This window comes from Actinomycetospora sp. NBRC 106375 (assembly GCF_030269665.1).
GTDB lineage: Bacteria > Actinomycetota > Actinomycetes > Mycobacteriales > Pseudonocardiaceae > Actinomycetospora.
In genome coordinates, this window is sequence record NZ_BSTS01000037.1 from 1 (window position 1) to 16091 (window position 16091).

Annotated in this window: 13 protein-coding genes; all 13 read right to left on the minus strand. The window is 73.3% G+C overall.

All coding sequences use genetic code 11. The annotated features are described in order from the left end of the window. The coding region (locus tag QSK03_RS31535; RefSeq protein ID WP_285659628.1) for a tetrahydrofolate dehydrogenase/cyclohydrolase catalytic domain-containing protein at positions 1 to 399 on the minus strand (399 nt) is incomplete at its 3' end. Further along, positions 396 to 1016 (minus strand): cyclodeaminase/cyclohydrolase family protein, encoded by a 621-nt coding sequence (locus tag QSK03_RS31540; protein ID WP_285659630.1) that lies wholly within the window; start codon positions 1014 to 1016, stop codon positions 396 to 398. The genes QSK03_RS31540 and QSK03_RS31535, both read right to left, overlap by 4 nt. Further along, positions 1013 to 2248 (minus strand): imidazolonepropionase, encoded by a 1236-nt coding sequence (hutI, locus tag QSK03_RS31545; protein WP_285659631.1) that lies wholly within the window; start codon positions 2246 to 2248, stop codon positions 1013 to 1015. Before hutI ends, QSK03_RS31540 begins: the two co-directional genes overlap by 4 nt. Before the next feature lie 54 nt (positions 2249 to 2302). After that, complete coding sequence (locus QSK03_RS31550) at positions 2303 to 3616, minus strand: glycerate kinase type-2 family protein (RefSeq protein WP_285659633.1); 1314 nt, start codon at positions 3614 to 3616, stop codon at positions 2303 to 2305. After that, a complete protein-coding gene (locus tag QSK03_RS31555; RefSeq protein ID WP_285659635.1) occupies positions 3613 to 4590 on the minus strand; it encodes a 2-hydroxyacid dehydrogenase in 978 nt (325 codons plus the stop codon). Before QSK03_RS31555 ends, QSK03_RS31550 begins: the two co-directional genes overlap by 4 nt. Further along, positions 4587 to 5495 (minus strand): succinate--CoA ligase subunit alpha, encoded by a 909-nt coding sequence (sucD, locus tag QSK03_RS31560; RefSeq protein ID WP_285659636.1) that lies wholly within the window; start codon positions 5493 to 5495, stop codon positions 4587 to 4589. Before sucD ends, QSK03_RS31555 begins: the two co-directional genes overlap by 4 nt. Positions 5496 to 5515: 20 nt before the next feature. Further along, entirely contained in the window at positions 5516 to 6691 is a 1176-nt protein-coding gene (locus tag QSK03_RS31565; protein WP_285659638.1) for a malate--CoA ligase subunit beta, read from the minus strand. Positions 6692 to 6694: 3 nt separating this feature from the next. Further along, positions 6695 to 7642, minus strand: coding sequence for an HpcH/HpaI aldolase/citrate lyase family protein (locus QSK03_RS31570; protein ID WP_285659639.1), 948 nt, complete (start codon positions 7640 to 7642; stop codon positions 6695 to 6697). 45 nt (positions 7643 to 7687) lie between these two features. Beyond that, the gene (locus QSK03_RS31575; RefSeq protein WP_285659641.1) at positions 7688 to 8869 is read right to left on the minus strand and encodes an aminotransferase class V-fold PLP-dependent enzyme; all 1182 of its coding nucleotides are present in this window, start codon (positions 8867 to 8869) and stop codon (positions 7688 to 7690) included. 14 nt (positions 8870 to 8883) lie between these two features. Further along, the gene (gene ppc, locus QSK03_RS31580) at positions 8884 to 11691 is read right to left on the minus strand and encodes a phosphoenolpyruvate carboxylase (RefSeq protein WP_285659642.1); all 2808 of its coding nucleotides are present in this window, start codon (positions 11689 to 11691) and stop codon (positions 8884 to 8886) included. After that, a complete protein-coding gene (locus QSK03_RS31585) occupies positions 11688 to 13235 on the minus strand; it encodes a glycine hydroxymethyltransferase (RefSeq protein ID WP_285659644.1) in 1548 nt (515 codons plus the stop codon). The genes ppc and QSK03_RS31585 overlap by 4 nt, the downstream gene beginning before the upstream one ends. Continuing rightward, positions 13235 to 14932, minus strand: coding sequence for a formate--tetrahydrofolate ligase (locus tag QSK03_RS31590; RefSeq protein WP_285659646.1), 1698 nt, complete (start codon positions 14930 to 14932; stop codon positions 13235 to 13237). The genes QSK03_RS31585 and QSK03_RS31590 overlap by 1 nt, the downstream gene beginning before the upstream one ends. A gap of 67 nt (positions 14933 to 14999) precedes the next feature. After that, complete coding sequence (locus tag QSK03_RS31595) at positions 15000 to 16088, minus strand: ferredoxin--NADP reductase (protein WP_285659648.1); 1089 nt, start codon at positions 16086 to 16088, stop codon at positions 15000 to 15002. Positions 16089 to 16091: the final 3 nt, after the last annotated feature.

A 16091-nucleotide genomic window follows, 5' to 3' on the forward strand; every position in this document is an offset into this window, starting at 1 on the left:
CTCGGGGTGCACCGCCTCGATGTCCTTGTGCGGGTCGAGCACCGAGAACAGGACCGGCTCGGGGATGTCGGCGGGGAACGGGCGCAGCAGGAGGATCCCGTGCACACCCGGATCGGCGTTGAGCTGCCGCACCACGCGCGCCACCTCATCGGCCTCGGCGCCGGGCGCCAACCAGTAGTGTCGGTAGCCGATCGCGAGGTCGCTCGCGAGGTGGCGCAGCCGCCGCTCGTAGGCGGTCGCCGCGTAGTCGTCGCCCACCATGACGGTGGCGAGCCCGCAACCGCCGCCCGCGTCCCGGAGCGCCTCGAGCTCGCGGCGGACGTCGTCCTTGAGCTCCTTGGCCGCGGCCCGGCCGTCGAGGAGCTCCGAGCGCGGCGGGAGCTCGATCCTCGCGGTCACGAACCGGCCTCCACCGTCATGGCCGGGAACTGCGCGAGGGCTCGTTGCGCGCTGGCCCGCGCGGCCTCGGCGACGTCACGCGCCGTGTCCGTGCGGGGGTCCTCCGGACGCTTGGCGAGGTTCTCGACCACCATCAGCGCCGCCGTCGTCGCCGCGGCGGACGCCAGCAGGGCCGCCGCCGCGGCGTCGCCGCGCAGGTGGCGGTTGCCCTCCTCGACCAGAACCACAGCGAGCCGGCCGACCTCGGCGGCCGCCTCCGCGGTCTGCAGCGGGACGTCGGCCGCGGTCGAGGTCGCCTCGCGGATGGCCTCTGCCCGCGCCTGTCCGTCGGGCTCGCGCGGGAGGCGGACGGCGCGGCGGTAGTCCTCGAACGCCGCCGCGTCGGCGTCGGACAGCACCCCGCCGAACTCACGCAGCCGGTCAGCCGCGGCGACGAGCTCGATCATCGCCGGGATGTCCGAACCCTCGCGGCCGGCGCTGAAGCGCCCGGCCATCGCCGCGAGTGCTCCGGCCTGGGCGACGACGAGCGCTGCCACCGCGCCGCCGCCCGGCGAGGGCGCGTCCGACGCCACGGCCGCCAGGTACTGCTCGACGGTCATGTCGCGCAACGAGCTCATGGCGTCCCCTCCACCTGCCGGCCGCCCGACCAGACGGCATGCACCAGCGACGCCCCGGCCCAGTAGACGATCTCCTCGGGATGCTCGGCGTCCCACACCGAGATGTCGGCGGGCGTACCGGGCCGCAGGGTCCCGGTGCCGTCCGTGAGGCCGAGCGCGGCGGCGGCGTGCACGGTGATCCCGGCGAGCGCCTCGCCCGGGGACAGGCCCAACACCGTCACCGCCAGATGCGCTGCGAGCGTCAGGCTCGCCAGCGGGGACGTCCCGGGGTTCAACCCGGTCGCCACCGCCATCGGTACACCGGCGGCGCGCAGCGCCGCGACCGCCGGCCGGTCCTTCTCTCCCAGCTCCAGCACCGAGCCCGGCAGCAGCACCGCGGTCGTCCCTGCGGCGGCCATCGCACCGATCGCCGCCTCGTCGGGGAAGTTGAGGTGGGCGACGGCCTTGGCGTAAAAGGCGGTCGCGAGCGACGCGCCCGCGCTGTCGCTGAGGTGGTCGGTCTGCAGACGGGTCGGGGTCTTCTTCTTGTAGGCGGTCTCGAGGATCGTGCTCGCGTCGTCGAGGGTGAGCCCGCCGTCGTCCTCGAGGTAGACCTCGACCGCGTCCACCCCGATCTCCTGCGCCGCCGGCAGCAGCTCCTCACACAGCCGAACGGCCCAGTCCGCGGTCTCCTCGTCGTCGTCCCTGTCGACCCCGGTGGGATAGACGTGCCCGGCGAGCAGCGTGATGCGCACGCGGACGGGGAGGCGCTCGCGCAGACGGTGGGCGAGCCGCAGCAGCCGCAGCTCGGCCTGAGGCTCCAGCCCGTAGCCGGTCTTCACCTCGAGGGTCGTGACGCCGCTGCGCATCAGCCAGCGAGCGCGGCGCTCGGCCGCCTCGAGGAGCGCCTCGTCGTCGGTCGCCGCCGTCGTGGCGACGGTCGCCCGGATCCCGGTGTCGGCGCCAGCGAGCTGGTCCCGGTAGGTGGTCGCGCCGGCCGCGCGGGCGGCGTACTCGGCGCGGCGGTCGCCGCCGAAGAGCAGGTGGGTGTGGCAGTCGACCAACCCGGGGGTGACCAGACGTCCGCCCGCCGACCAGGACGGTCCGTCGGCGAACTCGGCCGGGAGGTCGTCGAGCGAGCCGGTCCACGCGATCGTGTCCCCGCGCAGGGCCAGGGCTCGAGGGCCCGGCGGCCCGCCCGGGTCGCCGGGCGCAGCCAGGGACGCATCAGTGATCACGAGCGTCTCCGCCATGCCATCTCCTTACGTTAACGTTAGATTTTGAGTGACAGTACACGGAGCGGCTCCTCAGCTGACCAGTACCGCACGAAAGTCGTTGACGTTGGTCAGCGTCGGGCCGGTGAGGACCTGGTCCCCGAGCGCGGCGAAGAACGCGTGCCCGTCGTTGTCCGACAGCGCGGCCCGCGCGTCCAGACCGAGGTGCTCGGCGCGCGCCAGCGTGTCCGGCGTGACGACCGCCCCGGCGACCTCGGCGGCCCCGTCCACGCCGTCGGTGTCCCCCGCCACGGCCCAGACGCGCTCCCGCGGCGCGGCGAGCGCGAACGCGAGCAGCAGCTCGACGTTCGGGCCGCCGACGCCCCGTCCGCGCAGGGTCACGGTGGTCTCGCCGCCGGTGAGCAGCACGCACGGCGGGGTCGCGGGGCGGCCGTGCCGGCGGATCTCGGCGGCGATCCCGGCGAGCACCCGCCCGACCTCCCGGGACTCTCCCTCCCACGCGTCGCCCAGGATCACGGGGGTCACGCCGGCGGCCCGTGCGATCTCGGCGGCGGCCTCGAGGGACCGGCGCGGGGCCGCGATGACCTCGTGCCGCACGTCCGGGGCGCATCCGGACGTCCGCTCCCCGGCCCGACCTCCGGCCGGCATCGACTCCGCCAGGTGCCGGTCGACCGCGGAGGGCACCGTGATGCCGCGCCGCGCCAGGACCGCCGCCGCGTCGGCGCGCGTGGTGCCGCCGGCGAGGAACGGTCCGGAGCCGATCGTCGCGGGGTCGTCGCCGGGGACATCGGAGATCAGCAGCACGCGGGCAGGGGCGGGGGCGCACGCCCGGGCCAGCCCGCCGTTCCTGGCCTCCGAGAGGTGCCGCCGGACGAGGTTGATCTCGTCGATCGGGGCACCGCTGGCCAGGAGGCCCGCGGCGACCGCCTGTTCGTCCTCCAGCGTCAGGCCGGGGGCAGGTGCCGCCAGCAGCGCCGACGCGCCCCCGGAGACCAGACCGAGCACCCGCTCCCCCGGGCCCGCGGCCCGGGCGAGGTCCAGGAGCCGCCGCGTCGCCCGCACCCCGGCGCCGTCGGATACCGGGTGCGCGGCCTCGTGGACCTCGATGCGCCCGCAGGCCACCCGGTGCCCGTAGCGGGTGACCACCGCTCCCCGCAGGGTGCCGTGCCCGCCCGCGGCCCGGTGTGCGAGCTCGACCGAGCGGGCCATCCGGGCGGCGGCCTTCCCGGCGCCCAGCACGAGCGTGGGCGTGCCGTCCCAGTACGACGTGCCCAGGACCTCCGGAACGCGGGGCCCGGGATCGGCCGCAGTGACCGCCGCGGTGAACATCCGGCGCAGGAGGGTTTCGGCGGGCACGGCCACCGCGGTGTCCCCGTGCGTGTTCACGCCACCCGGCACGGCGGGGGCCGGCCGTCGAGGAACGCCGTCAGGTTCTCCAGCACCAACATCCCCATCGCGACCCGGGTGGGCCGGGTCGCGCTCCCCAGGTGCGGGAGCAGGACCGCATTGGGCAGCTCCCGAAGCGCCGCGGGCACGTCCGGCTCGCCGTCGTAGACGTCGAGCCCGGCACCGGCGATCGTGCCCTTCTCCAGCGCGGCGATCAGCGCCGCAGTGTCGACCACGTCGCCGCGGGCAGTGTTGATCAGGAACGCCCCCGGCCGCATCCGGGCCAGGCGGGCCTCGTCGATCAGCCGGGTGTTGTCCGCGCCGCCGGGCATGTGCAGCGTGACGAAGTCGCTCGCCTCGAGAACCTCCTCGACGGTCTCGACGCGGCGGGCGTCGGGGACGCCGACCGTGGCAGCGTCGGGCTCCTGCGGGTCGAAGTAGACGACCGGCATGCCGAAACCATGATGTGCCCGCCGGGCCACGGCCGCGCCGATCCGGCCCATGCCGAGGACCCCGAGGGTCCGCCCGGTGACCTCGCTGCCCATCAGGTGGGTGGGCCGCCAGCCGGTCCAGCGACCGGCGCGCACCTCGCGCTCCCCCTCGCCCGCCCGGCGGGCGACCATGAGCATCAGGGTCATCGCCGTATCGGCGGTCGCGTCGGTGAGCACGCCGGGGGTGTTGGTGACCACCACCCCGGCGCGGCCCGCGGCGTCGACGTCGATGTGGTTGTAGCCGACGCCGAAATTGCCGACGAACCGGGTGCGCAGGTCCCCTTCGAAGAGCTCGGCCGGCAGCCGGTCCGAGACGGTCGGCAGGACGACGTCGGCCTCGCGCAGCGCGGCCCGCAGGCGCTCGGTGCCGTACGGGGTGTCGTCGGAGTTGAGCTCGACGGCGGGGAAGCGCGCCCGCAGCTCGGCCTGCACCTCCTCGGGCCACCGGCGGGTCACCACGACCCGGAGGCTCTCCGCGGTCACGCCGGCACCGCCGGAGCGCCCCGCTTGCGCAGCACCGCGGCGACCGTCTCGCCCATGCTCGCCGGGTCGGGCACGGTGGTGATCCCCGCCCGCTGCAGCAGCTCCACCTTCTCCTGGGCGGACTCACCGACGGCCGAGACGATCGCGCCGGCATGACCCATCCGGCGCCCGGGCGGCGCCGAGAGCCCGGCCACGTAGGCCACGACGGGCTTGGTCATCCGCTGGCGCACGTAGGTGGCGGCGTCCGCCTCCTGCGGCCCCCCGATCTCACCGATCATGATCACAGCGTCGGTGTCGGGATCCTCCTCGAACCGCATGAGATGGTCCCGGAACGACGATCCGTTGATCGGGTCGCCGCCGATGCCGACCGAGGTGGACACCCCGATGCCGAGCGCACCGAGCTGCGCGGCGGCCTCGTAGCCCAACGTCCCCGACCGCCCGATGATGCCGACACGGCCCGGCGTGTAGATGTGGCCGGGCATGATGCCCGCCATCGCCATGCCCGGGGAGATCGTGCCGGCGCAGTTCGGTCCGGTGAGGACCATGCGGCTCTCCGCCCGGTACCGGCGCATGTACCGCTTGACGCGCATCATGTCGAGCGTCGGGATGCCGTCGGTGATGCACACGCAGTACCCGATGCCGGCGTCAGCCGCCTCCATGATCGCGTCGGCGGCGAACGGCGGGGGCACGAAGACGATCGACACGTCGGCGGCGGTGCGGGCCACCGCTTCCTTGACCGTATCGAAGACCGGCAGGCCGAGCAGGCGGGTGCCGCCGCGCCCCGGCGTCACCCCACCGACGACGGTGGTGCCGTAGTCGATCATCTCCTGGGCGTGGAAGCGGCCGATCCGGCCGGTGAGTCCCTGGACCAGGACGCGCGAGTTCTCGGTGATCAGGATGGCCATCAGTGGTCTCCTCAGTGGTCTCAGGTCGGGACGCCGGCGCCGCGGGCGGCGTCGACGGCGAGGTGCGCCGCTTCGGCGAGCGAGTCGGCCGAGCGGATCGGCAGCCCCGAGTCCGCGAGGATCCGGCGTCCCTCGTCCACGTGGGTCCCGGCGAGCCGGACGACGACGGGAATGGAGACCGACAGGTTCCGGTAGGCGGCGACGATCCCCTCGGCCACCCAGTCGCACCGGTTGATGCCGGCGAAGATGTTCACCAACATGGCGCGGACGTTCTCGTCGTGCAGGACGGCACGGAACGCCTTGAGGACACGCTCGGGCGACGCGCCGCCCCCGATGTCGAGGAAGTTCGCCGGCTCCCCGCCCGCAAGCTTGATCATGTCCATCGTGGCCATTGCCAGTCCGGCGCCGTTGATCATGCAGCCGATGTCGCCGTCGAGCCCGACGTAGGCCAGCCCGCGGTCCTCGGCGTGGGCCTCGCGGGCGTCCTCCTGGCTGCGGTCCCGCAGCTCGGCGACCTCGGGATGCCGGAAGAGCGCGTTGTCGTCGAACGACACCTTGGCGTCGACGGCGACGAGCCCGCCCTCCCCCGTCACGACGAGCGGATTGATCTCGAGCATGGTCGCGTCGAGGTCGACGAAGGCCTGATAGGCCCGGCGGATCACCCGGCAGGCCTCGGAGATCTGGCTGGGCTCCAGGCCGATCCCGAACGCGATCTCGCGGGCCTGGAAGTCGGTGACCCCGACGGCGGGCTCGACCACGGACCGCACGATCGCCTCCGGGGCACGCGCCGCGAGCTCCTCGATCTCCACGCCGCCGTCGCTCGTGGCGATCAGGAGGATCGTCTCGGAGGCCCGGTCAAGGACGATCCCGAGGTAGAGCTCGCGCGTGATGTCACTCGCCTCTTCGACGTAGACCCGGTAGACGAGCTTCCCGCCCGGGGCCTGCCTGGTGACCAGGCGCTTGCCGAACAGCCCGTCGGCCGCCCGGAGCACCTCGGTGTCCGAGCGGCACAGGCTCACCCCGCCCGCCTCCCCGCGCCCGCCGGAGTGCACCTGGGCCTTCACGACCCAGGCCGACCCGCCGATCTCGGTGGACCGGTAGGACGCCTGCTCCGGGCTGTAGGCGAGCCCGCCCCGGGGCACGGGGACGCCGTAGCGGGCGAGGATCTCCTTGGCCTGGTACTCGTGGATGTCCACGGGTCATCCCCGTCCCGCGGCGCGGATGGCGTCGTCGAGGGCGATGACGGTCTCCGCCATCCGCTCCGAAGCGGCGTCGATCATCTTCCCGTCGACCGAGGCCGCGCCCTTGCCCTGCGCCTCGGCCTCGCGCAGCGCGGCGATGATGCGGCGGGCCCGGTCGACCTCCGCGGCGGGCGGGCTGAACACCTCGTTCGCCGGCTCGATCTGGCTCGGGTGGATCGCCCACTTCCCCTCTGCGCCCAGCGCCGCGGCTCGCCGCGCGCCGGCCCGGTAGCCGTCCGGGTCGGAGTAGTCCCCGAACGGCCCGTCGATCGCCCGCAGGCCGTAGGCCCGGCAGGCCACGATCATGCGGGTCAGCGCCGCGTGCCACTGGTCGCCGGGATAGTCGGGGTTCAGCCCGCCGATGCTCACGGTGCGGGCGCGGTTGCTCGCGGCGTAGTCCGCGACGCCGAAGTGCAGCGCTTCGAGGCGCCCTCCGCGGGCGGCCACGCCCTCCACGTTGGCCATGCCCAGCGCGGTCTCGATCAGCGCTTCCAGCCCGACCCGGGTCTCGAACCCGCGGGCCTTCTCGATCTGGGTGACCAGCGCCTCGACCAGGTACAGGTCGGCCGGGACCCCGACCTTCGGCACGAGCAGGGTGTGCACGCGGTCGCCGGCCTGCTCCATGACGTCCACGACGTCGCGGTAGCAGTACTCGGTGTCGAGGCCGTTGATCCGGACCGAGACGGTCTTGCCCTTCGCGGCCCAGTCGATCTCGTTGAGGGCCGCGATGACGTTCTTGCGCGCCTGCTCCTTCTCGGGGGGCGCGACGGCGTCCTCGAGGTCGAGGAACACGACGTCCGCGGCGCTCTCGGCCGCGCGATCGATGAACCCCATGTTCGATCCGGGGACGGCCAGCTCGCTGCGGTGCAGTCGGTGGGCGCGCGGTGGGTACAGGGTATGGCTCATACGGACTCCTGGATGACGAAGAGGACGCTCGGATCGGGCTGCGGGTCAGGCGGCGACGAGGTTCGCGGCCGCCGTGCGGTACCAGTTCTGGGCGGCGGCGACGCCCGCCCCGAGCTCGACCGGGGCGCCGGCGTCGGCGAGAGACATCTCCGCGGCCCCCAGGGCGGCAAGGCAGGACACCTCGTTGAGGTCGCCGAGATGACCGATCCGGAACACCTTCCCGGCGACCTGGCCGAGGCCGCCACCGAACGAGGTCCGGTAGGCGTTGTAGCCGATGCGGCACACCTCGGCGGCGTCGACGCCCTCGGGGACGCGGATCGCGGAGACGGTGTCGGAGTACCACTCCGGGGCGACGGCGCAGAGGTGCAGGCCGAGCGCGTCGACTCCGCGCCGCACCCCCTCGGCCAGGCGGTGGTGGCGGGCGAACACCTGCTCGAGACCCTCGTCGAGCAGCAGGCCCAGCGAGGCCCGCAGGCCGTGCAGCAGCGGCACCGGGGGGGTGTACGGGAAGTAGCCCAGATCGTTGGTGCGGATCATGTCGGCGAAGTCGAAGTAGCACCGTGGCCCGGTGTGTGCCGCGGCGACGTCGAGCGCCTTGCGGCTCACCCCGAGCATGGCCAGCCCGGCCGGGAGCATGAACCCCTTCTGCGACCCGGCGACGGCCAGGTCGACTCTCCACTTCTCCTGCTCGAACGGCAGCGAGCCGATCGAGGAGACGCCGTCGACGAACAGCAGCGCGTCCGAACCCCCGGCGTCCAGCACGCGCCGCACACCGGCCACGTCGGAGGTGACGCCGGTGGCCGTCTCGTTGTGGGTGGCGAAGACGGCCTTGATCGACGGGTCCTCCCCGAGGAGGACCGCGAACCGGTCCAGGGGGACGCCGGCGCCCCACTCGACGTCACAGCAGACGACGTCGAGCCCGAGGCGCTCGGCCATGTCGACCCACAGGTGCGAGAACTGACCGAAGCGCGCCATGAGCACGCGGTCGCCGGGCGAGAGCGTGTTCTGGATCGCCGCTTCCCACGTCCCGGTTCCCGACGACGGGAACAGGAACACGCGACCGGACTCGTTGCCGAACACGGTCTTGAGGTCTGCGAACAGCGGCAGGGTCAGGTTCGGGAAGTCCGGCGCGCGGTGGTCCTCCATCGGGACGTTCATCGCCCGGCGCACGGGCTCCGGGACGTTGGTGGGGCCGGGGACGAACAGATGGGTCTGGCCTGCTCGCATGGTTGTTCCTCTCTTCACCCGGTGTTGCGCAGGCCGGCCGCGATGCCGTTCACGGTCAGCAGCAGCGCGCGCTGCAGCTCGGGGTCTGGGGTGTCGGTGGTCCGGCGCCGGCTCAAGAGCTCGACCTGCAGGTGATGTAGGGGCTCGAGGTAGGCCTCGCGGATCTCGAGGGTCTGGCGCAGGACGGGATGCGCCGCGAGCAGATCGGGGTCTCCGGTCAGCCGCAGCAGTTCGGCCCGGGTGCGGTCGTACTCCTCGCGGACCGTCTCGAGGATCCCGTGCAGTGCTGGATCGACGAGTCGCGCCACGTAGTGGCCGGCGATCCGCAGATCGGTCTTCGCCAGCGTCATCTCGACGTTGCTGAGCAGGTTGACCAGGAACGGCCACTGCCGCATCTCGTCGAGCACGTCGCCGAGGCCGGCCTCGCGGGCCGCCCGCAGCCCGCTGCCGAGGCCGAACCAGCCCGGCACGACCATCCGCGCCTGGGTCCAGCCGAACACCCAGGGGATGGCGCGCAGGTCCGCCAGGGCAGGCGGCCCGCCCGCACCGGCGGTCTCGGCCTCGTCGCGCCGCGAGGGCCGGGAGCCGACATTGAGCAACGACAGCTCCGCGACCGGGGTGGCGTCGGCGAAGAACCGCTCCAGGCCGGGCGTCTCGACCAGCTCGCGGTAAGCACGGGCCGCGGCGTCGCTGACGACGTCCATGGCGGCGTCCCACTGTGCGAGGATCTCGGGGTCGACGCGGGGACGGCGGTGCAGCAACGACGCGTCGAGCAGCGCGCCGAGCATGACCTCCAGGTTCTCGGCGGCCAGGGCCGGGGACCCGTACTTGTCGGAGACCACCTCGCCCTGTTCGGTCACCTTCATGGCGCCGTCCACGACCCCGAACGGGCTGGCGGCGACGGCCTCGGCGGCCGGTCCGCCGCCCCGTCCCACCGAACCTCCGCGGCCGTGGAAAAGCCGCAGCGCCACGCCGTGGGCGGCGGCGACGTCGCGCAGCCGGCGCTGCGCCCGGTGGATCTCCCACTGGGAGGTCGTGATGCCGACACCCTTGTTGGAGTCGGAGTAGCCGAGCATCACCTCCTGCACGTCGCCGCGGGCGCGGACGACCCGGCGGTAGCGGGGGTCGCGGAGCAGCTCGTCGAGCAGGTCGCCGGCACGGGCGAGCTCGGTGGCGGTCTCGAGCAGCGGCACGAGGTCCAGCGAGGCCCCGTCGAAGCGCTCGTCGTCACCGAACACGACCAGCCCCGCCTCGCGGGCGAGCAGCGCGGCGGCGAGCACGTCGTCCACACCACGGCACATCGAGATCACGTAGGTCCGCACCGACTCGCCGCCGTGCACGCGCTGGGCACGGGCGACGGCGTCGAAGACGGCCAGTGCCGCGCGCGCGGGCTCGGGCACCGAGCCGCGCCGGGGGGCGAGGGGACGGTCGGCGGCGAGCTCGCCGGACAGCAGCGCTGTCCGTGCCGGCCGGTCGAGCTCGGCGTAGGACGGCCCGCATGTGTCGAGCCGCCCGTAGAGCGCATCCAGCGCCCGATGGTGGACGTCGCTGTGCCGGCGCACGTCCAGCTCGGCCAGCGTGAGACCGAGGACCTGGGCGCAGCGTACCGCGCGGGCGAGCTGGCCGTCTGCGATGCGGACGCCCAGGTGGGCGCGCAGCGAGCGGTCCATCACCTGCAGATCGGCCAGGTAGTCCGCGACGTCGAGGTAGTCGCAGCCCGGCTGGTGGTCCTCGCCGGCAGCGATCCGGTCGCGGGTCCGCTCGAGCCGCGCGAAGATCAGGCCGCACTTGAGCCGGTATGGCTCCTGAGCGTTACCCCTCAGGTAGTGCTGATAGATCTCGGGAAGCGCGCGGCGGTCGTCGGCGAGACTACGACGCAGCTCGTCGGAGACCCCGACGATCCGGGTCGAGACGCTCAGCGCCGCCCCGAGGGCCTCGACAACGCGCAGGTGCACGACGATCGCACGCCGGGCGTAGAGAGCGAGGCACTCGGCGGTGACCTCGGGAGTCACGCCTGGGTGGCCGTCACCGTCCCCACCCACCCAGCAGCCCAGACGCAACGGGCGCGAGGTCTCCGGCAGCGGCATCCCCGCGCCCGCCAGTGCGGACGTGAGCGTCGCGAGCACCGCCGGCGCCGTGTGCTCACCGATCTCCTCGAGGTAGCGGCTGACGGCCGCGGCCTCGTCGACCACGGTCGGCCGGTGCGGTCGCAGCTCGTCGGTCTGCCACAGGGCGTCGACGAGCCCGGCCAGGATCTCGTCGCCGGCCCCGTCGGCCAGGCCCTCGGCGACCTCGCGCAGGATGCCGCGCACCGACAGGCGAGACGACTCGGTCGGGTGCGCGGTGAACACCGGGCGCAGCTCCATCCGGTGCAGCACCTCGACCGCGGTGTCACGGCCGCCCTCGGCCACGACGCGTGCGAGCACCTCGGGCAGACCGGGCCTGCGCAGGGCGTCGTCCTCGCGCCGGCGGGCGAGCTCGCGGGCGCGGTGGACCTGCTCGGCGCAGTTCGCCAGCCGGAAGTAGCAGGAGAACGCCCTGGCGAGATCCGTGGCCGTGCCCTCGTCGAGGCCGGCGAGCAGCGCCGCGAGCTCCTGGCGGTCCTCGTCGCCGCCGGCCGCGAGGGTGCGCGTGCGCTCGACCAGTTCCAGCAACGCGGGCCCCACGTGCGCGACCAGGGTGTGGCCCAGCATCGTCGAGAGCCGCCGGATGGCCGCCCGCAACGCCTCGTGCTCGTCCGGCGAGACGACGCCGAGGTGGGTGGCGACCGACTCGCGGGCCCGCTCCGCGGTGTCGCCGCGGTCGGCGACGGCGCGGGTCATGCCGGCACCCGCTGGGCCGCGCCCAGGTCGATGCCGGGGTAGAGCGGGAAGCGAGCGAGGAGGTCACGGGCGCGGCCCCGGACCGTGTCCCGCACGTGGTCGGGCAGATCGTATCGAGCGCGCCCGGTCCCGTAGGGCGCCGTACGCGGCTCGGCCGCGTCGAGGGTGAGCCGGATCAGCTCGGCGATCTCGGCGATCTCGTCCGGGCGCATCCCCAGGGTGGTGACCGCGGGCGTGCCCAGACGCAGGCCGGACGTGTACCAGGGTCCGTGCGTGTCGCCGGGCAGCGCGTTGCGGTTCACCGTCAGGCCGCAGTCGCGCAGCGCGGACTCCGCCTGCCGGCCGGTCAGCCCGAAGGAGGACCACACGTCGAGCAGGAGCAGGTGGTTGTCGGTGCCGCCGGTCAGGACCTTCCCGCCGCGGCGGCCGAGCTCGGCCGCCAGGGCACGGGCGTTGTCCACCACGGCGGCGGCGTAGGTGCGGAAGGACGGCGCGAGCGCCTCGCGGAACGCGACCGCCTTCGCCGCCATCACGTGGGACAGCGGACCGCCGAGCACGGTCGGGCATCCCTTGTCCACCGCATCGGCGTACTCCCCCGTCGACAGGACGAGGCCGCCCCGCGGTCCACGCAGAGTCTTGTGCGTCGTCGACGTCACGACGTGGGCGTGCGGGACGGGGTTCTGGTCGCCGGTGAAAACCCTGCCGGCGACGAGGCCCGCGAAGTGGGCCATGTCGACCATGAAGGTCGCCCCGACCTCGTCGGCGATCTCCCGGAAGGCGGCGAAGTCGATGGCCCGCGGGTAGGCGCTGTAGCCCGCGAGAAGGACCGCGGGGCGGACCTCCTGGGCCCGGGCCCGCACGTGGGCCAGGTCGATCAGACCCGTCTGCGGGTCGACGCCGTAGCTGTGGGCGTCGAACAGCCGGCTCGACACGTTGTGCCGGTAGCCGTGGGTCAGGTGGCCGCCGGAGTACAGGTCCAGGCCGAGCAGCCGCTGCCCCGTCGCGGCCCGCCGGAGCTGCTCCCAGTCCTCGTGACCGAGCCGGGCCGGGTTCTTCTCGCCCCGGGCCGCCAGCTCCGGTGCCTCGACCCGGTGGGCGAGGATCGCCAGGTACGCGACGAGGTTCGCGTCCGCGCCCGAGTGCGGCTGCACGTAGGCGTGCTCGGCGCCGAAGAGCTCCCGGGCCGCCGCGGCCGCCCTGGACTCGACGTCGTCCACGTTCTCGCAGCCGGCGTAGAACCGGTGGCCGGGATACCCCTCGGCGTACTTGTCGGTCAGAAGGTTCGCGTGGGCCGCCTGCACCGCGGGGGAGCAGTAGTTCTCGCTGGCGATCAGCTTGATGTTCGATCGCTGGTCGGACAGCTCGTTCATGACCGCGCGGGCGATCTCAGGGTCGACCGCGGCCACGGCGTCGACCGAGGCGTAGAACGACGCCACCTCGGGCTCGACCGCACCGGAGTCGGTCCTTGCGAGATAGGTGCGCAGCAGGTCTCCCGGCGCGGTGTCCACCGCGTCCACGCGCCGGACCTGGTCGGTGCCGGTCATCACGAGAGGTTGACGATGTTGCCGGCGGCGTCGATGTCGATCTCGTGGGCGGCCGGGTTCGACCCCAGGCCCGGCATCGTGCGCATCTCGCCGCACAGCGGGTAGATGAAGCCCGCCCCGACCGAGGCCCGCACCTCCCGCACCGGCATCCGCCAGCCGGTCGGGGCGCCCTTGAGCGAGGCGTCCGAGGAGATCGACAGGTGGGTCTTCGCGATGCAGACCGGCAGCTCACCGAACCCGTTGCGCTCGTAGACGTCGAGCGACGTGGCGGCCGCGGGCGCGATGTCGACCCCGTCGGCCCCGTAAACCTGCTTGGCGACGATCTCGATCTTCTCGCGCAGCGAGGCCTCGGCGGGGTAGAGGAAGTGGAAGTCCGAGGGCTCGTCCGCCGCCTCGGCGACGGCCTCGGCGAGCTCGGTGGCCCCCTTGCCCCCTTCGGCGAAGTGGGTGCACACCGCGGCGCGGGCGCCGGCCGCGGTGGCGATCTCTGCGATCGCCGCGTGCTCGGAGGGGTGGTCGTCGGGGAAGGCGTTGATTGCCACCACCGGGGAGACGCCGTGCAGGCGGATGTTCTCGATCTGCTTGCGCAGGTTCGCCCCGCCCTCGTGCACCTCGTCCGGGTTCTCCGCGAGCAGCGCGGGCGGCAGCGCCTTGCCGGCAACGATCTTGTGCTTGCCGCTGTGCGCCTTGAGGGCGCGCACGGTGGTGACGACGACGGCGGCGTCCGGCGTGAGCCCCGAGGCCCGGCACTTGATGTTGAAGAAGCGCTCGGCGCCCATGTCGGCGCCGAACCCGGCCTCGGTGACCAGGTAGTCCCCGCTGCGGATGCCGATCAGGTCGGCGACCACGGAGGAGTTCCCGTGGGCGATGTTGCCGAAGGGGCCGGCGTGGACCAGGACCGGGGTGTGCTCCAGGGTCTGCATCAGGTTCGGTTTGAGGGCGTTCACCATGATCGCCGCCATGGCGCCAGCACCGCGGATGTCCTCTGCGGTCACCGCGGTGCCGTCGCGGCGGTAGCCGACGACGATCCGTCCCAGCCTCTCTCGCATCTCGGCGAGCGAGGTGGACAGGGCGAGGATCGCCATCACCTCGGAGGCCGCGGTGATGTCGAACCCCGTCTGGCGGGGCACACCGTCGAGGCGGCCGCCGAGCCCGACGATGATGTTCCGCAGCGCCCGGTCGTTGGCGTCGATGACCCGTCGCCAGGTGATCTGATGCGGGTCGATCCCGGAGGCGTTGCCCTGGAAGAGGTGGTTGTCCAGGACCGCCGAGAGCATGTTGTGCGCCGCGGTGACGGCGTGGAAGTCACCGGTGAGGTGCATGTTCAGGATGTCCATCGGGACGACCTGCGAATAGCCCCCGCCCGCGGCCCCGCCCTTGATCCCGAAGGTAGGCCCCATGGAGGGCTGGCGGATCGCGATCGTGGCGCGCTTGCCGATGTGCGAGAACGCCTGTCCCAGCCCCACCGTGGTGGTGGTCTTGCCCTCGCCGAGCGGCGTCGGCGTCACTGCCGACACCACGACGTACTTGGCCCGCGGCCGGTCGGCCAGCGCCTCGATCGCGTCGAGCTTGATCTTGGCGACGTCGTCGCCGTACGGCTCGAGGAGGTGGCGGGGGAGGTCCATCGTCCCGGCCACCGTGTCCAGCGGTTCGAGCCGAGCGGCCCGGGCGATCTCGAGGTCCGACGGGAAGGGCATGGCGGAGGTCCTTTCGGCGAGGCGTGGGCGCGTGGGCACCCGGGCCCGAGGTGAGGTGGGGCGGGTCCTAGATGTCGTCGAAGTCGATCCGGACGTGCTCGCTCATCGGACGCGACAGGCAGGCGAGCACGAGGCCCTCCTCCAGGTCGTCGGGCCGCAGCGTCTCGAGCACCCCGGGCCGGACCCGGACCCGTCCGTCGGCGAGCTTGACGATGCAGGAGGCGCAGGTGCCCTCCTGGCACGAGAACGGGACATCGGCGTCGTGCCGGAGCAGCGCCGAGAGCAGGGGCTCGTCCGGCTCGGTGTCGGCCTCGTACTCCTCGCCGCCCACGACGGCGACGATGCGGGCGGACCCGGGGTCCGCGCCGTCCCCGCCCGTCCCGGGGACCACGAGATCGTCCGACCCGTCGGCGTCCGCGTCGTCGTTCAGGACGAGGTCGAAGCTCTCCTTGCGGATATCGTTGAGGTCGACTCCGCGCGCGACGAGGAACTCCTCCGCCGCGGACATGAACTCCTCCGGGCCGCAGAGGAACACCGACATCGGCCGGGGACCGGCCAGGGAGTCCCAGAGCGCGGCGAGCAGGTCCGCGTCGACGCGTCCGTGCCGGCCCGCCCAGTCCTCCCCGGCGCGGGAGAGCACGTGCTCGACGTGGGCGCGCGGGTCCGCGGCGAGCCCGTCCACCTCCTCCCGCAGGATGATGCTGTCCTCGGTGCGGTTGCCGTAGACGAAGCTGACCCGGTCGTCGAGGTCGCGGTCGAGCACGTGCCGAGCGATCGCGACCAGCGGAGCGACGCCGCTGCCGGCGGCCAGCATGAGGTAGTGCCGCGGCTCGTCGGTCGGCACGTAGAGCCGCCCGCGCGGGGGCGCCACCTCGAGGAGGTCCCCCTCGTCGACCCGGTCCACCAGGAAGGTGGACATCGCGCCGTCCGGGACACGCTTGACGGTGATCCGCAGGTACGGGTCGGCGTCGGGCACCGAGCTCAGCGAGTACTGGCGCGAGATCATCTCGCCGGCCGGGTCGTCCTCGACGGCGACGAACTGCCCCGGCCGGTAGCCGAAGGTCGTGCGCAGGTCCCCCGGTACCCGGAAGAGCAGGCTCACGGTGTCGTCCGTTTCCTGGACGCGCTTGTCGACGCGCAACGTGAAGGTCGCCATGGC

Excerpts from the sequence above, each read along its gene's own strand:
- QSK03_RS31540 (WP_285659630.1), bottom strand. The coding sequence starts at position 1,016 with ATGAGCTCGTTGCGCGACATGACCGTCGAGCAGTACCTGGCGGCCGTG.
- hutI (WP_285659631.1), bottom strand. The coding sequence starts at position 2,248 with ATGGCGGAGACGCTCGTGATCACTGATGCGTCCCTGGCTGCGCCCGGC.
- sucD (WP_285659636.1), bottom strand. The coding sequence starts at position 5,495 with ATGGCCATCCTGATCACCGAGAACTCGCGCGTCCTGGTCCAGGGACTC.
- QSK03_RS31570 (WP_285659639.1), bottom strand. The coding sequence starts at position 7,642 with ATGAGCCATACCCTGTACCCACCGCGCGCCCACCGACTGCACCGCAGC.
- QSK03_RS31575 (WP_285659641.1), bottom strand. The coding sequence starts at position 8,869 with ATGCGAGCAGGCCAGACCCATCTGTTCGTCCCCGGCCCCACCAACGTC.
- ppc (WP_285659642.1), bottom strand. The coding sequence starts at position 11,691 with ATGACCCGCGCCGTCGCCGACCGCGGCGACACCGCGGAGCGGGCCCGC.
- QSK03_RS31585 (WP_285659644.1), bottom strand. The coding sequence starts at position 13,235 with ATGACCGGCACCGACCAGGTCCGGCGCGTGGACGCGGTGGACACCGCG.
- QSK03_RS31590 (WP_285659646.1), bottom strand. The coding sequence starts at position 14,932 with ATGCCCTTCCCGTCGGACCTCGAGATCGCCCGGGCCGCTCGGCTCGAA.
- QSK03_RS31595 (WP_285659648.1), bottom strand. The coding sequence starts at position 16,088 with ATGGCGACCTTCACGTTGCGCGTCGACAAGCGCGTCCAGGAAACGGAC.